Below are 23879 nucleotides of genomic sequence, written 5' to 3'. Positions count from 1 at the left end.
CGCCCTCGGCAGGAGCCTCGCGCTCCAGCTCCCGCCTCGACTCCCTTCTCGCTCGAGCGCGGGCGGGCCTCTCGGACCGTCCGCACGCGCTCTTGGGATTCGACCGACCCCCGCGTCTAGTCCGATCCGGTGCGTGAGTCCGAGGTTAAAGCTGGTGCTGCGTATGCGAACATCATAGGCTCAAGCATCCAGTGCTTCGCCGCGAACTCCGAGCCGCTATCAACGGTGATCGAGGTAGGCAACCCACGCATCTTGTCCAAGCGCTGCAAACCTGTACCGCGCGAAGTCAGGACAACGGGGTGTTGACCTCGATAACCCGGCATTTGCGCGTGTAGTCGTCGACCACATTCAGGCAGTGCACGCGCTGCTCATGAGCTCACCCGTCAGCGACAAAGTCCATCCGCCAGCTCTGGCTCGGGCCAGTTGGCAACAGCAGTGACATGCGCTCGACAGCGGCAATGCGCTTGTGTCGACGCTTGCGCACGCCTAACCCTGCAAGCGGAGATTCATATTGGGGCCAGATTATTGATTCTACTTTTACATCCGTGACGATTTCTTTTCGAGCCCAATCGCCGTTTGGCACTTGGCGGCGTTCTTCCAACGCCGTATGATTCAGGTCTTCCGTTTTCCGGCGCGTTTTTTGCCGGGCAGACGGGGGCGGCGACAGGCGGTACCAGACGTCCCGTTGGATTCAGTAGTACGCAAGCTCGGTCCTGTTGCCGATGCAATGACAACTGAAAAACGGCGGCGCAGGTCGAACGACATCGGCGCGCTCGAAGAAGATGCAAATAATCTCAACGAAGCGCTTGACACGAATTCGATGTACCCCCATAATCGTCAGTTCTCTACGGAGGGGTGCCCGAGTGGCTAAAGGGGGCAGACTGTAAATCTGTTGGCTTACGCCTACGTTGGTTCGAATCCAACCTCCTCCACCAAGACATAAGCACAGAGCGGTATAGGGAATCGTTGCTGGCCCTTGCGGGTGTAGCTCAATGGTAGAGCAGAAGCCTTCCAAGCTTACGACGAGGGTTCGATTCCCTTCACCCGCTCCAGTTCAGGCAGTTGAAGCGTAAAGCGCCCATGTGGCTCAGTGGTAGAGCACTCCCTTGGTAAGGGAGAGGTCGGCAGTTCGATCCTGCCCATGGGCACCAGCAGGTAGTCGGTGTCTGTTTGCGCGCGGCGCAACATGTGAAATTCCTTTCGGGAGTTGAAAATGGCCAAGGAAAAGTTTGAGCGGACCAAGCCGCACGTGAACGTTGGTACGATTGGTCACGTTGACCACGGCAAGACGACGCTGACGGCGGCGATCGCGACGGTTCTGTCGGCGAAGTTCGGCGGCGAAGCGAAGAAGTACGACGAAATCGACGCGGCGCCGGAAGAAAAGGCGCGCGGCATCACGATCAACACGGCGCACATCGAGTACGAAACGGCGAACCGCCACTACGCACACGTCGACTGCCCGGGCCACGCCGACTACGTGAAGAACATGATCACGGGCGCGGCGCAGATGGACGGCGCGATCCTGGTGTGCTCGGCAGCAGACGGCCCGATGCCGCAAACGCGTGAGCACATCCTGCTGGCGCGTCAGGTCGGCGTGCCGTACATCATCGTGTTCCTGAACAAGTGCGACATGGTGGACGACGCCGAGCTGCTCGAGCTGGTCGAGATGGAAGTGCGCGAACTGCTGTCGAAGTACGACTTCCCGGGCGACGACACGCCGATCATCAAGGGTTCGGCGAAGCTGGCGCTGGAAGGCGACAAGGGCGAGCTGGGCGAAGTGGCGATCATGAACCTGGCGGACGCGCTGGACACGTACATCCCGACGCCGGAGCGCGCGGTGGACGGTGCGTTCCTGATGCCGGTGGAAGACGTGTTCTCGATCTCGGGCCGCGGTACGGTGGTGACGGGTCGTGTCGAGCGTGGCGTGGTCAAGGTCGGCGAGGAAATCGAAATCGTCGGTATCAAGCCGACGGTGAAGACGACCTGCACGGGCGTTGAAATGTTCCGCAAGCTGCTGGACCAAGGTCAGGCAGGCGACAACGTCGGTATCCTGCTGCGCGGCACGAAGCGTGAAGACGTGGAGCGCGGCCAGGTTCTGGCGAAGCCGGGTTCGATCACGCCGCACACGCACTTCACGGCTGAAGTGTACGTGCTGAGCAAGGACGAAGGCGGCCGTCACACGCCGTTCTTCAACAACTACCGTCCGCAGTTCTACTTCCGTACGACGGACGTGACGGGCTCGATCGAGCTGCCGAAGGACAAGGAAATGGTGATGCCGGGCGACAACGTGTCGATCACGGTGAAGCTGATCGCGCCGATCGCGATGGAAGAAGGTCTGCGCTTCGCGATCCGCGAAGGCGGCCGCACCGTCGGCGCCGGCGTCGTCGCCAAGATCATCGAGTAAGCCAGTTACTCGCTGATCGACAGTTTGGGGGCCGGCGCCAGCCGGTCCCAACATGGTCTAGGGGTATAGCTCAACTGGCAGAGCGTCGGTCTCCAAAACCGAAGGTTGGGGGTTCGATTCCCTCTGCCCCTGCCACATAAGCCACGTTTCTTTGCGTGGCGTTTGTTTTAGAGTGTTATGGCGAATCCTTCCGTCGAAACTGTTAATACCTCCGGCGATAAGCTGATGCTGGCCCTGGGTGTATTGTTGGTCTTGGCCGGATTTGCGGGCTTCTTCTTGCTTGGCGGCAAGGAGTGGTATGTCCGCGGCGCTGCTTTGGCAGTGGGGGTGGTCGCCGGTGTGGGCGTCGCGCTGATATCGCTTCCTGGTAAGAGCTTCATCGCTTTTGCGAAGGATTCGTATCGCGAAGTGCGTAAAGTCGTTTGGCCCACGCGCAAAGAAGCCACGCAAACCACGCTCGTCGTCTTCGGTTTTGTGCTGGTCATGGCGCTCTTTCTTTGGCTAAGCGATAAGTCCATCGAATGGGTGATTTTCTCGGCGATTCTGGGTTGGAAATGATATGAGCGATACTCCGGCATCCCCGAGCGGAAAACGTTGGTACGTCGTGCACGCCTACTCCGGCATGGAGAAGAGCGTGCAACGCGCGCTTCAGGAGCGCATCGAGCGTGCCGGCATGCAGGACAAGTTCGGCCAGATCCTGGTTCCGACCGAGGAAGTGGTTGAAGTCAAGGGTGGTCACAAGGCGGTGACCGAGCGTCGTTTCTTCCCCGGCTACGTGCTGGTCGAAATGGAAATGACGGACGAAACGTGGCACCTCGTGAAAAACACCGCGAAGGTCACCGGTTTCGTCGGCGGGGCGCGCAATCGCCCGAGCCCGATTTCCCCGCGGGAAGTCGAAAAAATCATGTCGCAAATGCAGGAAGGCGTGGAAAAGCCGCGCCCGAAGACCCTGTTCGAAGTCGGCGAGATGGTGCGCGTGAAGGAAGGCCCGTTCACGGACTTCAACGGCACGGTCGAAGAAGTGAACTACGAAAAATCGCGAGTTCGGGTGTCCGTCACCATCTTTGGCCGAGCAACGCCGGTCGAGCTGGAATTCGGGCAGGTCGAAAAGGTTTGAGCAAGTTCAGGTGGGCAGCTCCGGGAGCTGCCCACCTTCGCGCTTACGGCCCGCGTTAATGGCTGTTGAGGAGCGCAAGTAGTCGCACGACGAACCCGCGTTATCACTCACCGAACGCTTGCATGCGTTCCAACGAGGTTTCCAAATGGCAAAGAAGATTGTCGGCTTTATCAAGCTGCAGATCCCTGCAGGTAAAGCCAACCCGTCGCCGCCGGTCGGTCCGGCGCTGGGCCAGCGCGGCCTGAACATCATGGAGTTCTGCAAGGCGTTCAACGCGCAGACTCAAGGCATGGAGCCGGGCCTGCCGGTGCCGGTCGTCATCACGGCATACGCGGACAAGAGCTTCACGTTCGTGATGAAGACCCCGCCCGCGACGGTTCTGATCAAGAAGGCGGCGAAGGTCGACAAGGGCTCGAGCAAGCCCCACACCGACAAGGTCGGCAAGATCACCCGCGCACAAGCGGAAGAAATCGCGAAGACCAAGATGCCGGATCTTACGGCAGCTGATCTCGACGCGGCCGTTCGCACCATCGCTGGTAGCGCACGCTCGATGGGCATCACTGTGGAGGGCGTGTAAATGGCCAAGATCTCGAAGCGCCGTCAGGCATTTGCCGCTAAGGTCGATCGTCAGAAGCTGTACGCGATCGACGAGGCCCTCGCTCTCGTGAAGGAATGCGCGAGCGCGAAGTTCAACGAATCGATCGACGTCGCGGTTCAACTCGGCATCGACGCGAAGAAGTCGGACCAGGTCGTTCGCGGTTCGGTCGTGCTGCCGGCCGGTACCGGCAAGTCGGTTCGCGTTGCCGTGTTCGCGCAAGGCGAGAAGGCAGAGCAAGCGCGCGCCGCCGGCGCCGAAGTGGTCGGCATGGAAGATCTGGCTGAGCAGATCAAGGCCGGTCAAATGGACTTCGACATCGTGATCGCTTCGCCGGACACGATGCGTATCGTCGGTACGCTGGGCCAGATCCTCGGCCCGCGCGGCCTGATGCCGAACCCGAAGGTCGGCACGGTCACGCCGGACGTCGCGACCGCAGTGAAGAACGCGAAGGCGGGTCAGGTGCAGTTCCGCGTCGACAAGGCCGGTATCATCCATGCGACGATCGGCCGTGCATCGTTCGAGTCGACCGCGCTGCGCACGAACCTGTCGGCGCTGATCGAAGCGCTGCAGAAGGCGAAGCCGGCGACGAGCAAGGGCGTGTACCTGCGCAAGATCGCGCTGTCGAGCACGATGGGTGTCGGCGTTCGCGTCGACCAAGGCTCGCTGGCCGCGCAGTAAGCGAAGTATTCGAGCCGCGTCCGGGAGAGGCGGCTCAAAAGGGCTTTGGGCGGTCGTTCGAAGGAGCACCATCGAGCGACCGGTTATCAAAGACCGTTGGTGGGAATGCAGCAGTCGGGCGCTCCCTTAATTCAAGCCAACGCAGATGGCGAACCCGAAAGAGTTTTGCAGTGGTGAAGCGAGAGATCGACGAGAGATCGGCGATCTTCAGCGGAAATACTCCTAACGAGTCGGACGCCGTTGTTGAACGAGGTGCGCGACGCGTCATGCGAAGCGTATCGTTTCTGGAGGCTAACCGTGCCGCTTAATAGAGAAGACAAGCAAGCCGTCGTCGCTGAGGTTGCCGCGCAAGTTGCGAAGGCCCAGACCGTTGTGCTCGCTGAGTATCGTGGAATTGCGGTTGGCGATCTGACCACGCTGCGCGCGAAAGCGCGCGAGCAAAAGGTTTACCTGCGCGTTCTGAAGAACACGCTGGCGCGCCGCGCCGTCGAAGGTACGCCGTTTGCTCCGCTGGCAGAGCAGATGACTGGTCCCCTGATCTACGGCATCTCGGAAGATGCAATTGCCGCTGCTAAGGTCGTCAACGACTTCAGCAAGAGCAATGACAAGTTGGTCATCAAGGCCGGTTCGTTCGATGGCAAGGTGATGGACAAGGCAGGCGTGCAAGCGCTCGCCAGCATCCCGAGCCGCGAAGAACTGCTCTCGAAGCTGCTGTTCGTCATGCAAGCGCCTGTTTCCGGCTTTGCGCGCGCTCTGGCCGCGCTCGCCGAGAAGAAGCAAGCCGAAGCTGCGTAATTGCTACGCGCGAACGCACATCAGCGTCACTGATCGCTGGCTGTATCCGAATTCAATTTAGGAGTATTTCAAATGGCAATCGCAAAAGAAGACATCCTGGCCGCAGTCGAAGGGATGACCGTTCTGGAACTGAACGAGCTGGTCAAGGCGTTCGAAGAGAAGTTTGGCGTGTCGGCTGCTGCTGTCGCCGTTGCTGGCCCGGCTGCCGGCGGCGCGGCTGCTGCTGCTGAAGAAAAGACCGAATTCACGGTCGTTCTGGCTGAAACCGGCGCCAACAAGGTTTCCGTCATCAAGGCCGTTCGCGAACTCACGGGCCTGGGCCTGAAGGAAGCGAAGGACCTCGTCGACGGCGCGCCGAAGCCCGTCAAGGAAGGCGTGGACAAGGCCGCTGCCGACGATGCGAAGAAGAAGTTGGAAGAAGCTGGCGCGAAGGTCGAAATCAAGTAAGTTTCGACGCGCTGTGCGAAGGCTGGCGGTTTTTCACCGCCGGCCTTTTTGTGCTTTGTGGGGGCAGTGTTTTGACACTCTTTGAAGAGGTTGGACGAGCCCCCTTAGAAGCCAAAGAAAAACGCCTATCCACGATCGATCGGCGATTCTCTTTGTCTTCTGAAGCGACTGCAGAAGGCAAGTTTGGTCGGGCAGCGGGCAACACAGGCATCCGCTGCCGTCAGCCAGCGGTTGGTAGCGGCCAACCACCAAGCTTCTCGGCTCGTGCCGTCGGACGGCCATCGGGTCTCAGTCGGTGAACACTCGGGTTTGACACGTCAAGGTATCCCGCCTCGATAGCGCCCGTCGTGATTCGGAGATCGTATGCAATATTCCTTCACCGAGAAGAAGCGCATTCGCAAGAGTTTCGCGAAGCGTTCCATCGTTCACCAAGTGCCTTTTCTGCTGGCCACCCAGCTTGAATCATTCAGCACATTTCTGCAAGCCGATGTGCTCACCGCGCAACGCAAGTCCGAAGGGTTGCAGGCCGCCTTCACGTCGGTGTTTCCCATCGTCTCGCATAACGGCTTTGCTCGTCTCGAGTTCGTGAGCTATGCGTTGTCGTCGCCGGCGTTCAACATCAAGGAATGCCAGCAGCGCGGCCTGACCTATTGCTCGGCGCTGCGCGCGAAGGTGCGCCTCGTGCTCCTCGACAAGGAGTCGCCGAGCAAGCCCGTCGTCAAGGAAGTGAAGGAACAGGAAGTGTACATGGGCGAAATTCCGCTCATGACGCCGACCGGTTCGTTCGTCATCAACGGCACCGAGCGCGTGATCGTGTCGCAGCTGCACCGGTCGCCCGGCGTGTTCTTCGAACACGACAAGGGCAAGACGCATAGCTCGGGCAAGCTGCTGTTCTCCGCGCGGATCATTCCGTACCGCGGCTCTTGGCTCGACTTCGAATTCGATCCGAAGGACGTGCTGTTCTTCCGCGTCGACCGTCGTCGCAAGATGCCGGTCACGATTCTGTTGAAGGCGATCGGCCTCACGCCGGAACAGATCCTCGCGAACTTCTTCGTCTTCGACAACTTCACGCTGATGGACGAAGGCGCGCAGATGGAGTTCGTGCCCGAGCGCCTGCGCGGCGAAGTCGCGCGCTTCGACATCACTGATCGCGAAGGCAAGGTCATCGTCCAGAAGGACAAGCGGATCAACGCGAAGCACATTCGCGATCTCGAAGCCGCGAAGACCAAGTACATCTCGGTGCCCGAAGACTATCTGCTCGGCCGCGTGCTGGCGAAGAACGTTGTCGACGGCGACACGGGCGAAGTGATCGCGAACGCGAACGACGAGATCACGGAAGGTGTGCTCGAGAAGCTGCGCGAAGCGAAGATCAAGGAAATCCAGACGCTCTACACGAACGATCTGGACCAGGGCCCGTACATCTCGTCGACGCTGCGTGTCGACGAAACCGTCGACAAGACGGCCGCGCGCATCGCGATTTACCGGATGATGCGCCCGGGCGAGCCGCCCACGGAAGAAGCCGTCGAGGCGCTGTTCAACCGCCTGTTCTACAGCGAAGACGCGTACGACCTGTCGAAGGTCGGCCGCATGAAGTTCAACCGCCGCGTCGGCCGTGACGAGATCATCGGCCCGATGACGCTGCAGGACGACGACATCCTCGCGACGATCAAGATCCTCGTCGAGCTGCGCAACGGCAAGGGCGAAGTGGACGATATCGACCACCTCGGCAACCGGCGCGTGCGCTGCGTCGGCGAACTGGCGGAAAACCAGTTCCGCGCGGGCCTCGTGCGCGTCGAGCGCGCGGTGAAGGAACGCCTCGGCCAGGCCGAGAGCGAAAACCTGATGCCGCACGACCTGATCAACTCGAAGCCGATTTCGTCGGCGATCCGCGAGTTCTTCGGTTCGTCGCAGCTGTCGCAGTTCATGGACCAGACCAACCCGCTGTCGGAAATCACGCACAAGCGCCGTGTTTCCGCACTGGGCCCGGGCGGCCTGACGCGCGAGCGCGCGGGCTTCGAAGTGCGCGACGTGCACCCGACCCACTACGGCCGCGTGTGCCCGATCGAAACGCCGGAAGGTCCGAACATCGGTCTTATCAACTCGCTCGCGCTGTACGCGCACCTGAACGAGTACGGCTTCCTCGAGACGCCGTACCGCAAGGTCGTCGACAGCAAGGTGACCGACCAGATCGATTATCTGTCGGCGATCGAGGAAGGCCGTTACATGATCGCGCAGGCGAACGCGGCGATCAGCGACGACGGCTCGCTCGTCGACGAACTGGTGTCGTCGCGTGAAGCCGGCGAAACGATGATGGTCACGCCGGACCGCATCCAATACATGGACGTGGCGCCGTCGCAGATCGTGTCGGTTGCAGCGTCGCTGATTCCGTTCCTCGAGCACGACGATGCGAACCGCGCGCTGATGGGCTCGAACATGCAGCGCCAGGCCGTGCCGTGTCTGCGTCCGGAGAAGCCCGTCGTCGGTACCGGCATCGAGCGCACCGTGGCGGTCGACTCGGGCACGACGGTGCAGGCGTTGCGCGGCGGCGTCGTCGACTATGTCGACGCGGGCCGTATCGTGATTCGCGTGAACGACGACGAAGCGGTCGCGGGTGAAGTCGGCGTCGACATCTACAACCTGATGAAGTACACGCGTTCGAACCAGAACACGAACATCAATCAGCGTCCGATCGTGAAGATGGGCGACAAGGTTGCGCGCGGCGACGTGCTGGCCGACGGCGCGTCGACCGACCTGGGCGAGCTCGCGCTCGGCCAGAACATGCTGATCGCGTTCATGCCGTGGAACGGCTACAACTTCGAGGATTCGATCCTGATCTCGGAGCGGGTCGTGGCCGACGATCGCTACACGTCGATCCACATCGAAGAGCTGAGCGTCGTTGCACGCGACACGAAGCTCGGGCCGGAAGAAATCACGCGCGACATCTCGAACCTGGCGGAAGTCCAGCTCGGCCGTCTCGACGAATCGGGCATCGTGTACATCGGTGCGGAAGTCGAAGCGGGCGACGTGCTGGTCGGCAAGGTCACGCCGAAGGGCGAGACCCAGCTGACGCCGGAAGAGAAGCTGCTGCGCGCGATCTTCGGCGAGAAGGCGTCGGACGTGAAGGACACGTCGCTGCGCGTGCCGTCGGGCATGAGCGGCACCGTGATCGACGTCCAGGTGTTCACGCGTGAAGGCATCCAGCGCGACAAGCGTGCGCAACAGATCATCGACGACGAACTGAAGCGCTACCGTCTCGACCTGAACGACCAGCTGCGCATCGTGGAAGGCGACGCGTTCCAGCGTCTCGCGCGCATGCTCGTGGGCAAGGTCGCGAACGGCGGTCCGAAGAAGCTCGCGAAGGGCACGAAGATCGACCAGGCTTACCTGGAAGACCTCGACCACTACCACTGGTTCGACATCCGCCTCGCGGACGACGAAGCGGCGGCGCAGCTCGAAGCGATCAAGAACTCGATCGAAGAAAAGCGTCACCAGTTCGACCTCGCGTTCGAAGAGAAGCGCAAGAAGCTCACGCAAGGCGACGAACTGCCGCCGGGCGTGCTGAAGATGGTCAAGGTGTACCTCGCGGTCAAGCGTCGCCTGCAGCCTGGCGACAAGATGGCAGGCCGTCACGGTAACAAGGGTGTCGTGTCGAAGATCGTTCCGGTTGAAGACATGCCGTACATGGCCGACGGCCGTCCGGCGGACGTCGTGCTGAACCCGCTCGGCGTGCCGTCGCGGATGAACGTGGGTCAGGTTCTGGAAGTGCATCTCGGCTGGGCCGCGAAGGGCCTCGGCTGGCGTATCGGCGAAATGCTCGCGCGCCAGACGAAGATCGAGGAACTGCGCGTGTTCCTGACGAAGATCTACAACGAGTCGGGCCGCGCGGAAGAGCTGGACAGCTTCAGCGACGACGAAATCCTCGAGCTCGCGAAGAACCTGCGCGAAGGCGTGCCGTTCGCGACGCCGGTGTTCGACGGTGCGACCGAGGAAGAGATGTCGAAGATGCTCGATCTCGCGTTCCCGGACAACATCGCCGAGCAGCTCGACATGAACCCGTCGAAGAACCAGGTGCGCCTGTACGACGGCCGCACGGGCGAGCCGTTCGAGCGCCGCGTGACGGTGGGCTACATGCACTACCTGAAGCTGCACCACTTGGTCGACGACAAGATGCACGCGCGTTCGACGGGCCCATACTCGCTCGTTACGCAGCAGCCGCTCGGCGGTAAGGCGCAGTTCGGTGGCCAGCGTTTCGGTGAAATGGAAGTGTGGGCGCTCGAAGCGTATGGCGCGTCCTACGTGCTGCAGGAAATGCTGACGGTGAAGTCGGACGACGTGACCGGCCGGACCAAGGTTTATGAAAACCTGGTCAAGGGCGACCACGTGATCGACGCCGGCATGCCGGAATCCTTCAATGTGCTGGTGAAGGAAATCCGCTCGCTCGGTATCGATATCGATCTCGACCGCAATTAATCGGACTACGGAGAGAAAGCAATGAAAGCTCTGCTCGATCTATTCAAGCAAGTCCAACAAGAAGAAGTTTTTGACGCGATCAAGATCGGTCTGGCCTCGCCGGACAAGATCCGTTCGTGGTCGTTCGGCGAAGTGAAGAAGCCGGAGACCATCAACTACCGTACGTTCAAGCCGGAACGCGATGGTCTCTTCTGCGCGAAGATCTTCGGGCCGATCAAGGACTACGAGTGCCTGTGCGGCAAGTACAAGCGCCTGAAGCACCGCGGCGTGATCTGCGAGAAGTGCGGCGTCGAAGTGACGCTGGCGAAGGTGCGCCGCGAGCGGATGGGCCACATCGAGCTGGCCTCGCCGGTCGCGCACATCTGGTTCCTGAAGTCGCTGCCGTCGCGTCTGGGCATGGTGCTCGACATGACGCTGCGCGACATCGAGCGCGTGCTGTACTTCGAAGCGTACGTGGTGATCGAACCGGGCATGACGCCGCTGAAGGCGCGGCAGATCATGACCGAAGAGGATTACTACAACAAGGTCGAGGAATACGGCGACGAATTCCGTGCCGAGATGGGCGCGGAAGGCGTGCGCGAGCTGCTGCGCGCGATCAACATCGACGAGCAGGTCGAGACGCTGCGCACCGAGCTGAAGAACACCGGCTCGGAAGCGAAGATCAAGAAGTACGCGAAGCGCCTGAAGGTCCTCGAGGCATTCCAGCGCTCGGGCATCAAGCCCGAGTGGATGATCCTCGAAGTGCTGCCGGTGCTGCCGCCGGAACTGCGTCCGCTCGTGCCGCTGGACGGCGGCCGTTTCGCGACGTCGGACCTGAACGACCTGTACCGCCGCGTGATCAACCGTAACAACCGGTTGAAGCGTCTGCTCGAGCTGAAGGCCCCGGAAATCATCGTTCGCAACGAAAAGCGGATGCTGCAGGAAGCCGTCGACTCGCTGCTCGACAACGGCCGCCGCGGCAAGGCGATGACGGGCGCGAACAAGCGTCCGCTGAAGTCGCTCGCCGACATGATCAAGGGCAAGGGCGGTCGTTTCCGTCAGAACCTGCTGGGCAAGCGCGTCGACTACTCGGGCCGTTCGGTCATCGTGGTCGGCCCGACGCTGAAGCTGCACCAGTGCGGCCTGCCGAAGCTGATGGCGCTCGAGCTGTTCAAGCCGTTCATCTTCAACAAGCTGGAAGTGATGGGGGTAGCTACGACCATCAAGGCTGCGAAGAAGGAAGTCGAGAACCAGACGCCGGTGGTGTGGGACATCCTCGAAGAGGTGATCCGCGAGCACCCGGTGATGCTGAACCGTGCGCCGACGCTGCACCGTCTCGGTATCCAGGCGTTCGAGCCGGTGCTGATCGAAGGCAAGGCGATCCAGCTGCACCCGCTCGTCTGCGCGGCGTTCAACGCCGACTTCGACGGTGACCAGATGGCCGTTCACGTGCCGCTGTCGCTCGAAGCGCAGATGGAAGCGCGCACGCTGATGCTCGCGTCGAACAACGTGCTGTTCCCGGCCAACGGCGATCCGTCGATCGTGCCGTCGCAGGATATCGTGCTGGGTCTGTACTACGCGACCCGCGAGGCGATCAACGCGAAGGGCGAAGGCCTGTCGTTCACCGGCGTGTCGGAAGTGATCCGCGCGTACGAGAACAAGGAAGTCGAGCTCGCGTCGCGCGTCAACGTGCGGATCACCGAAATGGTCCGCAACGAGGACACCTCCGAAGGCGCGCCGCAGTTCGTGCCGAAGATCTCGCTGTACGCGACGACCGTCGGCCGCGCGATCCTGTCGGAAATTCTGCCGGCCGGCCTGCCGTTCTCGGTGCTGAACAAGCCGCTGAAGAAAAAGGAAATCTCGCGCCTGATCAACACGGCGTTCCGCAAGTGCGGCCTGCGCGCGACGGTGGTGTTCGCCGATCAGCTGATGCAGTCGGGTTTCCGTCTCGCGACGCGCGCCGGCATTTCGATCTGCGTGGACGACATGCTCGTGCCGCCGCAGAAGGAAACGATCGTCGGCGACGCCGCGAAGAAGGTGAAGGAGTACGACCGCCAGTACATGTCGGGTCTCGTCACCGCGCAGGAACGCTACAACAACGTGGTCGACATCTGGTCGGCGACGTCGGAAGCGGTCGGCAAGGCGATGATGGAGCAGCTGTCGACGGAGCCGGTGACGGACCGCGACGGCAACGCGACGCGCCAGGAGTCGTTCAACTCGATCTACATGATGGCCGACTCGGGCGCCCGGGGTTCGGCGGTGCAGATTCGTCAGCTGGCCGGTATGCGCGGCCTGATGGCGAAGCCGGACGGCTCGATTATCGAGACGCCGATTACCGCGAACTTCCGCGAAGGCCTGAACGTGTTGCAGTACTTCATCTCGACCCACGGTGCACGTAAGGGTCTGGCTGATACGGCACTGAAGACCGCGAACTCGGGTTATCTGACGCGTCGTCTCGTCGACGTGACGCAGGATCTCGTCGTGGTCGAGGACGATTGCGGCACGAGCAACGGCGTCGCGATGAAGGCGCTCGTCGAAGGCGGTGAAGTCGTCGAAGCGCTGCGCGACCGTATCCTCGGCCGCGTCGCCGCGTCGGACGTCGTCAATCCGGAAACGCAGGAAACGCTGTACGAAGCGGGCACGCTGCTCGACGAAACGGCGGTGGAAGACATCGAGCGTCTCGGCATCGACGAAGTGCGCGTGCGCACGGCGCTGACCTGCGAAACGCGCTACGGCCTGTGCGCGTCGTGCTACGGCCGCGATCTCGGCCGCGGCTCGCTCGTGAACGTCGGCGAAGCGGTCGGCGTGATCGCCGCGCAGTCGATCGGCGAACCGGGCACGCAGCTGACGATGCGTACGTTCCACATCGGTGGTGCGGCATCGCGTGCGGCAGTGGCCTCGTCGGTGGAAGCGAAGAGCAACGGCACGGTGCGCTTCACGGCGTCGATGCGCTACGTGACGAACGCGAAGGGCGAGCAGATCGTCATCTCGCGTTCGGGCGAGGCGCTGATCACCGACGACATCGGCCGCGAGCGCGAGCGTCACAAGATCCCGTACGGCGCGACGCTGTTGCAGCTCGACGGCGCGGCGATCAAGGCGGGCACGCAACTCGCGACGTGGGACCCGTTGACGCGCCCGATCATCACCGAGTACGGCGGTACGGTGAAGTTCGAAAACGTCGAGGAAGGCGTGACGGTCGCGAAGCAGATCGACGACGTGACCGGCCTGTCGACCCTCGTCGTGATCGACGTGAAGCGCCGCGGCTCGCAGGCTGCGAAGAGCGTGCGTCCGCAGGTGAAACTGCTCGACGCGAACGGCGACGAAGTGAAGATCCCGGGCACGGAGCACGCGGTGCAGATCGGCTTCCAGGTCGGCGCGCTGATCACCGTGAAGGACGGTCAGCAGGTGCAGGTCGGTGAAGTGCTCGCACGTATCCCGACCGAATCGCAGAAGACCCGTGACATTACCGGTGGTCTGCCGCGAGTCGCCGAGCTGTTCGAAGCGCGTTCGCCGAAGGATGCGGGCATCCTCGCGGAAGTCACCGGCACGGTGTCGTTCGGCAAGGACACGAAGGGCAAGCAGCGTCTCGTCATCACGGACCTCGAGGGCAGCCAGCACGAGTTCCTGATCGCAAAGGAAAAGCAGGTGCTCGTCCACGACGGTCAGGTCGTCAACAAGGGCGAAATGATCGTGGACGGCCCGGCCGATCCGCACGACATCCTGCGCCTGCAGGGTATCGAGGCGCTGTCGCGCTACATCGTCGACGAAGTGCAGGACGTGTACCGTCTGCAGGGTGTGAAGATCAACGACAAGCACATCGAAGTGATCGTGCGTCAGATGCTGCGCCGTGTGCAGATCGTGGACAACGGCGACACGCGCTTCATCCCCGGCGAGCAGGTCGAGCGTTCGGACATGCTGGACGAGAACGATCGCATGATCGCCGAGGACAAGCGCCCGGCAACGTACGACAACATCCTGTTGGGTATCACGAAGGCGTCGCTGTCGACCGACTCGTTCATCTCCGCGGCATCGTTCCAGGAAACGACCCGCGTGCTGACCGAAGCGGCGATCATGGGCAAGCGCGACGATCTGCGCGGCCTGAAGGAAAACGTGATCGTCGGCCGTCTGATTCCGGCCGGTACCGGCCTCGCGTTCCACAAGGCGCGCAAGGCGAAGGAGCTGTCGGATCGCGAGCGTTTCGACCAGATCGCAGCGGAAGAAGCGTTCGAGTTCGGCACGCCGGCGGCGCCCGCCGAAGAGCCGCAACACCCGGCGGAGTGAGCGAGGCGGCGCGAGCCGCTTTGCCAGCCTGCTGATGAAGCCGCCCGGTTTCGACCGGGCGGCTTTTTTTATGCGCGAACCGTGCGGCGGCGAGTCGGCCGAACGGACAACGTGTGACCGCCGTCCTCCTTTCGCCGCGGGGACGTTGGTAAAATCCCACCCACCGGCTCTTTTCGCTGTCCATCATCCGATCCATGTCCCGCGCGCTCGAAATTCTCAACGAAGTCTTTGGCTACCCCGCCTTCCGCGGTCAACAGGGCGAGATCGTCGAGCACGTTGCGGCGGGCGGCGACTGTCTCGTGCTGATGCCGACGGGCGGCGGCAAGTCGCTCTGCTATCAGATTCCGGCGCTCGTGCGCAGCGAGTCGGGCCGCGGCGCGGGCATCGTCGTGTCGCCGCTGATCGCGCTGATGCAGGATCAGGTCGCCGCGCTGTCCGAAGTCGGCGTGCGCGCCGCGTATCTGAATTCGACGCTCTCCGGCGCCGAAGCGGCCGCGACCGAGCGCGCGCTGCGCGACGGCGACATCGATCTGCTCTACGTCGCGCCCGAGCGTCTGATGACGCCGCGCTTCCTCGATCTGCTCGAGCGCGCGCGCATCGGCCTTTTCGCGATCGACGAGGCGCATTGCGTATCACAGTGGGGGCACGATTTCCGGCCCGAATACATCCAGTTGTCGGTGCTGCACGAACGCTTCCCGGACGTGCCGCGGATCGCGCTCACGGCGACCGCCGACGCGATCACGCGCGACGAGATCGTCCAGCGCCTCGCCCTCGACGACGCCCGGATCTTCGTGTCGAGCTTCGATCGGCCGAACATCCGTTACCGGATCGTCGAAAAGGACAACGCGCGCTCGCAACTGCTCGACTTCATCCGCGCGGAGCACACGAACGCGGACGGCACGACCGACGCGGGGGTCGTCTACTGCCTGTCGCGTCGCAAGGTCGAGGAGACGGCCGAGTGGCTGAAGGCGCAGGGGGTACGCGCGCTGCCGTATCACGCGGGAATGGAGTTCGGAATCCGGCAGAAGCACCAGGAGATGTTCCAGCGCGAGGAAGGGGTCGTGATGTGCGCGACGATCGCGTTCGGGATGGGCATCGACAAGCCGGACGTACGCTTCGTCGCGCACCTGGATTTGCCGAAGAGCGTCGAGGGCTACTACCAGGAGACGGGGCGCGCCGGCCGCGACGGCATGCCGGCGAACGCATGGATGGCGTACGGGCTCGGCGATGTCGTCCAGCAGCGCAAGATGATCGACGAATCGGACGCGGACGATACGCACAAGCGCGTCCAGACGTCGAAGCTCGACGCGCTGCTCGGGCTGTGCGAGACGGCGTCGTGCCGCCGCGTGCGGCTCCTCGCGTATTTCGGCGAGACGAGCGGGCCGTGCGGCAATTGCGACACCTGCCTCGAGCCGCCGGCGACATGGGACGCGACGCGCGAGGCGCAGATGGCGCTGTCGTGCGTGTTTCGCGCGCAGCGCGCGAGCGGCTTCAATTTCGGCGCGAGCCACCTGATCGAAGTGCTGCGCGGCGCGCGCACCGAAAAGGTGTTGCAGCGCGGCCACGAGAGTCTCAGCACGTTCGGCATCGGCGCCGAGCTGTCCGAGGCCGAATGGCGCGCGATCTTCCGGCAACTGGTCGCGTTCGGCTATTTGGCCGTCGATCACGGCGGCTTCGGCGCGCTCGTGATGACCGAGGCGAGCAAGCCGGTGCTCAAGGGCGAGGAGACGGTCACGCTGCGCCGCTACGTGAAGCCCGCGCGCACCCGACAGTCGTCGGGCCGCAGCGGCGCGCGCGTCGATCCGACGGCGGGCATGAACGCGCGCGAGCGCGCGTGCTGGGAGCGGCTGCGCACGTGGCGCGCCGAAACCGCAAAGAGCGACGGCGTGCCGGCGTACGTGATCTTTCACGACGCGACGCTCGCGGAGATCGCGCGCAACGCGCCGGAATCGATCGACGATCTGCGCCATATTCCGGGCATCGGCGCGCGCAAGCTCGACCGCTTCGGCGACGAGCTCCTCGAGGTCGTCGAAGCGGCCTGATGACGCGGGGCGCTCGCCTTCGCATTCTGGCACCAAAAATCACGCAAGCTGTTGACTCGCTTGGGATTTTCGGAATATCATGCCGGGTTCCGGTTCTTGGTGGGTTGATTCCTGGGCGCAAGCCTGGGGGCCGCGCACGCGTTCCGGAGCGTCACGCGCGTCGGATTTCGCTTTGCCCGAGGCCGACGTGCCGATTTTGGTCAATTTCAGGAATAAACAATGCCAACCATCAATCAACTGGTTCGCAAAGGCCGCGCGTCGGAAACGACGAAGAGCAAGAGCCCGGCCCTGCAGGACTGCCCCCAGCGTCGCGGCGTGTGCACCCGTGTGTACACGACGACGCCGAAGAAGCCGAACTCGGCACTCCGTAAGGTCGCCAAGGTTCGTCTGACGAACGGCTTCGAAGTGATTTCGTACATCGGCGGTGAAGGCCACAACCTGCAGGAGCACTCGGTTGTGCTGATCCGCGGCGGCCGTGTGAAGGACTTGCCGGGTGTGCGTTACCACATGGTTCGCGGCTCGCTGGATACGCAGGGCGTCAAGGACCGTAAGCAGGCTCGCTCGAAGTACGGCGCGAAGCGTGCGAAGGCTGCGAAGTAAGCTGCGTCTGAATGGAGATCGCCTCCGGGCGGTTAAGGCGGTGGTGCCGGATTGCCGGTGCTGTCGAGTAAGTGGTCACCCGGCCAAGCTGGTTAGTCGAGCAGATGTGATCGGGTTAGTTGGTGGCCGCGGGGCTTTCGAGCTCCAACTGAACAGGTAAAGGAAGAAACATGCCGCGTCGTCGCGAAGTCCCCAAGCGGGAAGTGTTGCCGGATCCGAAGTACGGCAACGTAGATGTAGCCAAGTTCATGAACATGCTGATGCTGTCCGGCAAGAAGTCGGTGGCTGAGCGCATCGTTTATGGCGCTTTCGAACAAATCCAGACCAAGGGTGGCAAGGACCCGCTGGAAGTGTTCACGGTTGCGCTCAACAACGTGAAGCCGGTGGTCGAAGTGAAGAGCCGTCGCGTTGGTGGTGCGAACTATCAGGTTCCGGTCGAAGTGCGCCCGTCGCGTCGTATGGCATTGGCGATGCGCTGGTTGCGCGAGGCTGCGAAGAAGCGTAGCGAGAAGTCGATGGCTCTGCGCCTTGCAGGTGAACTCTCCGAAGCGGCTGAAGGCCGCGGCGGCGCGATGAAGAAGCGCGACGAAGTTCACCGGATGGCGGAAGCCAACCGTGCGTTCTCGCACTTCCGTTTCTAAGCGCCGGACTGGGCTTTTAGCGGAAAAATTCCGGGCGGGTGCGCTTTTTCGAGCGCCTCGCCCGTTTGTGTTGAGGCGCGCTGCGACAAGGGTCGCATCGCGCCAACCCAATAGAGGATCAAAGTGGCTCGTAAGACTCCTATCGAGCGCTACCGCAACATCGGTATTAGCGCTCACATCGACGCCGGCAAGACGACGACGACCGAGCGCATTCTGTTTTACACCGGCGTGAACCACAAGATCGGTGAAGTTCACGACGGCGCAGCCACGATGGACTGGATGGAGCAGGAACAGGAGCGTGGCATCACGATCACGTCCGCTGCTACCACGGCGTTCTGGAAGGGCATGGGCGGCAACTATCCGGAACACCGCATCAACATCATCGACACCCCGGGGCACGTCGACTTCACGATTGAAGTGGAGCGCTCGATGCGCGTGCTCGACGGCGCGTGCATGGTGTACTGCGCGGTGGGCGGCGTGCAGCCGCAGTCGGAAACGGTGTGGCGCCAGGCGAACAAGTACAAGGTGCCGCGTCTCGCGTTCGTCAACAAGATGGACCGTACCGGCGCGAACTTCTTCAAGGTCTACGACCAGCTCAAGCTGCGCCTGAAGGCGAACCCGGTTCCGGTCGTGGTGCCGATCGGCTCGGAAGAGAACTTCAAGGGCGTGGTCGACCTGCTGAAGATGAAGGCGATCATTTGGGACGAAGCGTCGCAAGGCACGAAGTTCGACTACGTCGACATCCCGGCCGAGCTCGCAGAGACCTGCAAGGAATGGCGCGAAAAGATGGTCGAAGTGGCTGCTGAAGCCAGCGAAGACCTGATGAACAAGTACCTGGAAGAAGGCGATCTGCCGGAAGCCGACATCGTCAAGGCGCTGCGCGACCGTACGATCGCGTGCGAAATCCAGCCGATGCTGTGCGGTACCGCGTTCAAGAACAAGGGCGTGCAGCGCATGCTCGACGCCGTGATCGACTTCCTGCCGTCGCCGGTCGACATCCCGCCGGTCAAGGGCGAGCTGGAGAGCGGCGAAGCAGCCGAGCGCAAGGCGTCCGACGAAGAGAAGTTCTCGTCGCTCGCGTTCAAGATCATGACCGACCCGTTCGTCGGCCAGCTGATCTTCTTCCGCGTGTACTCGGGCGTCGTCAATTCGGGCGACACGCTGCTGAACTCGACCAAGGGCAAGAAGGAACGCCTCGGCCGTATTCTGCAGATGCACGCGAACCAGCGCGAAGAAATCAAGGAAGTCCGCGCAGGCGACATCGCCGCTGCGGTCGGCCTGAAGGAAGCGACCACGGGCGACACGCTGTGCGATCCGCAGCACCCGATCGTGCTCGAGCGCATGGTGTTCCCGGAGCCGGTGATCTCGCAGGCCGTCGAGCCGAAGACGAAGGCTGACCAGGAAAAGATGGGTCTCGCGCTGAACCGTCTGGCGCAGGAAGATCCGTCGTTCCGCGTGCAGACCGACGAAGAATCGGGCCAGACCATCATTTCGGGCATGGGCGAGCTCCACCTCGAAATTCTGGTCGACCGGATGAAGCGTGAATTCGGCGTGGAAGCGACCGTCGGCAAGCCGCAGGTTGCGTACCGCGAAACGATCCGCTCGACGGCGAAGGACGTCGACGGCAAGTTCGTCAAGCAGTCGGGCGGTCGCGGCCAATACGGTCACGCGGTCATCACGCTCGAGCCGAACGAGCAGGGCAAGGGCTACGAGTTCTTCGACGAGATCAAGGGCGGCGTGATTCCGCGCGAGTACATCCCGGCGGTCGACAAGGGTATCCAGGACACGCTGAAGTCGGGCGTGCTGGCGGGCTTCCCGGTCGTCGACGTGAAGGTTCGCCTGACGTTCGGTTCGTACCACGACGTCGACTCGAACGAAAACGCGTTCCGCATGGCCGGTTCGATGGCGTTCAAGGAAGCAATGCGCCGCGCGAACCCGGTCGTGCTCGAGCCGATGATGGCCGTCGAAGTCGAGACGCCGGAAGACTACATGGGCAACGTGATGGGCGACCTGTCGGGCCGTCGCGGTATCGTCCAGGGCATGGAAGACATGATCGGCGGCGGCAAGATCGTTCGCGCCGAAGTGCCGCTGTCGGAAATGTTCGGCTACTCGACGTCGCTGCGCTCGCTGACGCAAGGCCGCGCGACGTACACGATGGAGTTCAAGCACTACGCCGAAGCTCCGAAGAACGTCGCCGACGCGATCATCAGCGCGAAGTCGAAATAAGCTGCATCTACCAACTGATTATTTTTTGAAAGAAGAGAATCATGGCAAAAGAGAAGTTTGAGCGGACCAAGCCGCACGTGAACGTTGGTACGATTGGTCACGTTGACCACGGCAAGACGACGCTGACGGCGGCGATCGCGACGGTTCTGTCGGCGAAGTTCGGCGGCGAAGCGAAGAAGTACGACGAAATCGACGCGGCGCCGGAAGAAAAGGCGCGCGGCATCACGATCAACACGGCGCACATCGAGTACGAAACGGCGAACCGCCACTACGCACACGTCGACTGCCCGGGCCACGCCGACTACGTGAAGAACATGATCACGGGCGCGGCGCAGATGGACGGCGCGATCCTGGTGTGCTCGGCAGCAGACGGCCCGATGCCGCAAACGCGTGAGCACATCCTGCTGGCGCGTCAGGTCGGCGTGCCGTACATCATCGTGTTCCTGAACAAGTGCGACATGGTGGACGACGCCGAGCTGCTCGAGCTGGTCGAGATGGAAGTGCGCGAACTGCTGTCGAAGTACGACTTCCCGGGCGACGACACGCCGATCATCAAGGGTTCGGCGAAGCTGGCGCTGGAAGGCGACAAGGGCGAGCTGGGCGAAGTGGCGATCATGAACCTGGCGGACGCGCTGGACACGTACATCCCGACGCCGGAGCGCGCGGTGGATGGTGCGTTCCTGATGCCGGTGGAAGACGTGTTCTCGATCTCGGGCCGCGGTACGGTGGTGACGGGTCGTGTCGAGCGTGGCGTGGTCAAGGTCGGCGAGGAAATCGAAATCGTCGGTATCAAGGCGACGGCGAAGACGACCTGCACGGGCGTGGAAATGTTCCGCAAGCTGCTGGACCAAGGTCAGGCAGGCGACAACGTCGGTATCCTGCTGCGCGGCACGAAGCGTGAAGACGTGGAGCGCGGCCAGGTTCTGGCGAAGCCGGGTTCGATCACGCCGCACACGCACTTCACGGCTGAAGTGTACGTGCTGAGCAAGGACGAAGGCGGCCGTCACACGCCGTTCTTCAACAACTACCGTCCGCAGTTCTACTTCCGTACGACGGACGTGACGGGCTCGATCGAGCTGCCGAAGGACAAGGAAATGGTGATGCCGGGCGACAACGTGTCGATCACGGTGAAGCTGATCGCGCCGATCGCGATGGAAGAAGGTCTGCGCTTCGCGATCCGCGAAGGCGGCCGCACCGTCGGCGCCGGCGTCGTCGCCAAGATCATCGAGTAATATCGGCGATCCGCGATTCCGCGGTACGTAGTTGTACCGTCCGAAACCGGGCGTCCAGTTTGTGCTGGCGCCCGGTTTGTCTTTTTGGGGAGCCCCGTTGCGTCGTCGACAAACTCGCCCCATCGCTGCGCAAATTCGTGTAGAATCGCGGGCTTAGCAGTGGAAGTACCGTTCGGAACGTGGCGCTTCGCTCCCCGCAGGCTCCGGGTTTCGCGTTCTTTTGGTGTCTGGCGATGCAATATCGCCTCGCTCTTTTCAAGGAATCGTCATGCAGCAACAGAAAATCCGCATTCGCCTGAAGGCTTTCGATTATCGTCTGATCGATCAATCGGCGGCCGAGATCGTCGATACGGCGAAGCGGACTGGCGCAATCGTCCGTGGCCCGGTGCCGCTGCCGACGCGCATCCAGCGTTTTGACATCCTGCGTTCGCCGCACGTCAACAAGACGTCGCGCGATCAGCTCGAAATCCGCACCCACCAGCGCCTGATGGACATCGTCGATCCGACCGACAAGACGGTCGACGCGCTGATGAAGCTCGACCTGCCGGCTGGCGTCGACGTGGAAATCAAGCTGCAGTAAGGCTGATCGAAGGCTTTCGGCGCCACGCGGCTCGCCGGATGGCGCTAAGTCTTTGATTGCTTGCGAAAAACGATGAGCCTCGCTATAATGTTGGGCTTTTCGCGTATTTGCGTAAAAAGCCGGTGACCTGAGCCTCTTCGGGTTGCGGCGTTTTGTAAATTAGCCCCGACCAATCGCAGTCGGGAATGGAGAAAACGATGAGCCTTGGACTCGTAGGTCGCAAGGTTGGCATGACCCGTATCTTCACGGCGGAAGGGGATTCGATTCCCGTCACCGTGCTCGACGTGTCGGACAACCGCGTGACGCAGATCAAGACTGTTGAAACCGACGGCTACACGGCCGTACAGGTTGCATTCGGCTCCCGCCGCGCATCGCGCGTGACGAAGCCGCTGGCAGGTCATCTCGCCAAAGCCGGTGTCCAAGCCGGTGAAATCCTCAAGGAATTCCGCATCGAAGCCGACAAGGCCGCCGAGTTGTCGAACGGCGCCGTGATCGGTCCGGATCTGTTCGAAGTGGGCCAGAAGGTCGACGTGCAGGGCGTGTCGATCGGTAAGGGCTACGCGGGCACGATCAAGCGCTACAACTTCGGTTCCGGCCGTGCATCGCACGGTAACTCGCGCTCGCACAACGTGCCGGGCTCGATCGGTATGGCGCAAGATCCGGGCCGTGTGTTCCCGGGCAAGCGCATGACGGGTCACATGGGTGACGTGACGGTGACGGTGCAGAACCTCGAAATCGCTCGTATCGACGCAGAGCGCAAGCTGCTGCTCGTCAAGGGCGCGATTCCGGGTGCGAAGGGCGGCAAGGTTTTCGTGACGCCGGCCGTGAAGACGCGTGCTGTGAAGGGGGCGAAATAATGGAACTCAAGCTCCTGAATGCGAATGGTCAGGAAGGTGCGGCGGTCAATGCGTCGGACGTCGTGTTCGGCCGTGACTACAACGAAGCGCTGATCCACCAGGTCGTCGTTGCATACCAGGCGAACGCTCGCCAGGGCAACCGCGCTCAGAAGGATCGCGAGCAAGTCAAGCACACGACCAAGAAGCCGTGGCGCCAGAAGGGCACGGGCCGCGCTCGTGCCGGTATGTCGTCGAGCCCGCTGTGGCGTGGCGGCGGTCGGATCTTCCCGAACTCGCCCGACGAAAACTTCTCGCACAAGGTCAACAAGAAGATGCATCGCGCAGGCCTCTGCTCGATCTTCTCGCAGCTGGCCCGCGAAGGCCGTCTGTCGGTTGTCGAGGACATCGTCCTCGAAGCGCCGAAGACCAAGCTGCTGGCCGACAAGTTCAAGGCCATGGGTCTCGATTCCGTGCTGGTCATCACCGACACGGTCGACGAAAACCTGTACCTCGCGTCGCGCAATCTGCCCCACGTGGCGATTGTCGAGCCGCGCTACGCTGACCCGCTGTCGCTGATCTACTTCAAGAAAGTGCTGGTCACGAAGGCTGCGGTCGCCCAGATCGAGGAGTTGCTGTCATGAGCGAGATTCGCAAGAACGATCATCGTTTGATGCAGGTCCTGCTCGCACCGGTGATTTCCGAAAAGGCGACGCTGGTTGCCGACAAGAACGAGCAAGTCGTGTTCGAAGTCGCGCCGGATGCCACGAAGCAGGAAGTGAAGGCGGCTGTCGAGCTGCTGTTCAAGGTTGAAGTTGATTCCGTCAACGTGCTGGTTCAGAAGGGCAAGCAAAAGCGCTTCGGCCGTTCGATGGGCCGCCGCAAGGACGTGAAGAAGGCATACGTGTGCCTGAAGCCCGGCCAGGAAATCAACTTTGAAGCGGAGGCCAAGTAAT

The 23879-nt window shown here is 62.2% G+C and carries 18 protein-coding genes and 4 tRNA genes; all 22 read left to right on the top strand.

All coding sequences use genetic code 11. From position 1 onward, the window contains the following. Positions 1-849 precede the first annotated feature (849 nt). The 22 genes from WS91_RS12200 to rplW all read left to right on the top strand — a co-directional run bounded on the left by WS91_RS12200 (position 850) and on the right by rplW (position 23878). Positions 850-935, top strand: a tRNA-Tyr gene (locus WS91_RS12200). Between the two features lie 43 nt (positions 936-978). Then, positions 979-1052, top strand: a tRNA-Gly gene (locus WS91_RS12195). A 24-nt stretch (positions 1053-1076) separates the two neighbouring features. Then, positions 1077-1151, top strand: a tRNA-Thr gene (locus WS91_RS12190). Positions 1152-1213: 62 nt separating this feature from the next. After that, positions 1214-2404: an elongation factor Tu gene (gene tuf, locus WS91_RS12185; protein ID WP_059670342.1), complete on the top strand. Its 1191-nt coding sequence runs from the start codon at positions 1214-1216 to the stop codon at positions 2402-2404. A 59-nt stretch (positions 2405-2463) separates the two neighbouring features. Next, positions 2464-2539, top strand: a tRNA-Trp gene (locus WS91_RS12180). A 42-nt stretch (positions 2540-2581) separates the two neighbouring features. Then, positions 2582-2962, top strand: a complete 381-nt coding sequence (secE, locus tag WS91_RS12175; protein WP_038754729.1) for a preprotein translocase subunit SecE — start codon at positions 2582-2584, stop codon at positions 2960-2962. A 1-nt stretch (position 2963) separates the two neighbouring features. Continuing rightward, a complete protein-coding gene (nusG, locus tag WS91_RS12170; RefSeq protein WP_004525645.1) occupies positions 2964-3521 on the top strand; it encodes a transcription termination/antitermination protein NusG in 558 nt (185 codons plus the stop codon). A gap of 145 nt (positions 3522-3666) precedes the next feature. After that, positions 3667-4098, top strand: coding sequence for a 50S ribosomal protein L11 (gene rplK / locus WS91_RS12165; protein ID WP_004198368.1), 432 nt, complete (start codon positions 3667-3669; stop codon positions 4096-4098). Further along, positions 4099-4797: a 50S ribosomal protein L1 gene (rplA, locus tag WS91_RS12160; protein WP_038754732.1), complete on the top strand. Its 699-nt coding sequence runs from the start codon at positions 4099-4101 to the stop codon at positions 4795-4797. It begins immediately after the preceding gene. Between the two features lie 297 nt (positions 4798-5094). After that, on the top strand, positions 5095-5592 hold the full coding sequence (rplJ, locus tag WS91_RS12155) for a 50S ribosomal protein L10 (RefSeq protein WP_006400668.1): 498 nt from the start codon (positions 5095-5097) through the stop codon (positions 5590-5592). A gap of 72 nt (positions 5593-5664) precedes the next feature. Further along, positions 5665-6039 (top strand): 50S ribosomal protein L7/L12, encoded by a 375-nt coding sequence (gene rplL, locus WS91_RS12150; RefSeq protein ID WP_038754735.1) that lies wholly within the window; start codon positions 5665-5667, stop codon positions 6037-6039. Positions 6040-6402: 363 nt separating this feature from the next. Beyond that, the gene (gene rpoB / locus WS91_RS12145) at positions 6403-10509 is read left to right on the top strand and encodes a DNA-directed RNA polymerase subunit beta (RefSeq protein WP_038754738.1); all 4107 of its coding nucleotides are present in this window, start codon (positions 6403-6405) and stop codon (positions 10507-10509) included. A 21-nt stretch (positions 10510-10530) separates the two neighbouring features. Further along, positions 10531-14769 (top strand): DNA-directed RNA polymerase subunit beta', encoded by a 4239-nt coding sequence (gene rpoC / locus WS91_RS12140; RefSeq protein ID WP_059670341.1) that lies wholly within the window; start codon positions 10531-10533, stop codon positions 14767-14769. A gap of 194 nt (positions 14770-14963) precedes the next feature. After that, positions 14964-16811, top strand: coding sequence for a DNA helicase RecQ (gene recQ, locus WS91_RS12135; RefSeq protein ID WP_059646861.1), 1848 nt, complete (start codon positions 14964-14966; stop codon positions 16809-16811). Positions 16812-17030: 219 nt separating this feature from the next. Next, positions 17031-17411, top strand: coding sequence for a 30S ribosomal protein S12 (gene rpsL / locus WS91_RS12130; RefSeq protein WP_004521903.1), 381 nt, complete (start codon positions 17031-17033; stop codon positions 17409-17411). Between the two features lie 170 nt (positions 17412-17581). Continuing rightward, positions 17582-18052 (top strand): 30S ribosomal protein S7, encoded by a 471-nt coding sequence (rpsG, locus tag WS91_RS12125; protein ID WP_004198359.1) that lies wholly within the window; start codon positions 17582-17584, stop codon positions 18050-18052. 123 nt (positions 18053-18175) lie between these two features. After that, the gene (fusA, locus tag WS91_RS12120) at positions 18176-20278 is read left to right on the top strand and encodes an elongation factor G (RefSeq protein ID WP_038754746.1); all 2103 of its coding nucleotides are present in this window, start codon (positions 18176-18178) and stop codon (positions 20276-20278) included. A gap of 41 nt (positions 20279-20319) precedes the next feature. After that, positions 20320-21510: an elongation factor Tu gene (tuf, locus tag WS91_RS12115; RefSeq protein WP_059577396.1), complete on the top strand. Its 1191-nt coding sequence runs from the start codon at positions 20320-20322 to the stop codon at positions 21508-21510. 268 nt (positions 21511-21778) lie between these two features. After that, entirely contained in the window at positions 21779-22090 is a 312-nt protein-coding gene (gene rpsJ, locus WS91_RS12110) for a 30S ribosomal protein S10 (RefSeq protein WP_004199280.1), read from the top strand. Between the two features lie 197 nt (positions 22091-22287). Further along, positions 22288-22947: a 50S ribosomal protein L3 gene (gene rplC / locus WS91_RS12105; RefSeq protein ID WP_038749718.1), complete on the top strand. Its 660-nt coding sequence runs from the start codon at positions 22288-22290 to the stop codon at positions 22945-22947. Beyond that, positions 22947-23567 (top strand): 50S ribosomal protein L4, encoded by a 621-nt coding sequence (gene rplD, locus WS91_RS12100; protein ID WP_038749629.1) that lies wholly within the window; start codon positions 22947-22949, stop codon positions 23565-23567. The genes rplC and rplD overlap by 1 nt, the downstream gene beginning before the upstream one ends. After that, positions 23564-23878, top strand: coding sequence for a 50S ribosomal protein L23 (rplW, locus tag WS91_RS12095; protein WP_004199275.1), 315 nt, complete (start codon positions 23564-23566; stop codon positions 23876-23878). The genes rplD and rplW overlap by 4 nt, the downstream gene beginning before the upstream one ends. The last annotated feature ends 1 nt before the right edge of the window (position 23879 follow it).

This window comes from Burkholderia sp. MSMB1498, from assembly GCF_001526245.1.
GTDB classification, from domain to species: domain Bacteria; phylum Pseudomonadota; class Gammaproteobacteria; order Burkholderiales; family Burkholderiaceae; genus Burkholderia; species Burkholderia savannae.
This window is presented reverse-complemented; position numbering and strand designations above follow the sequence as displayed.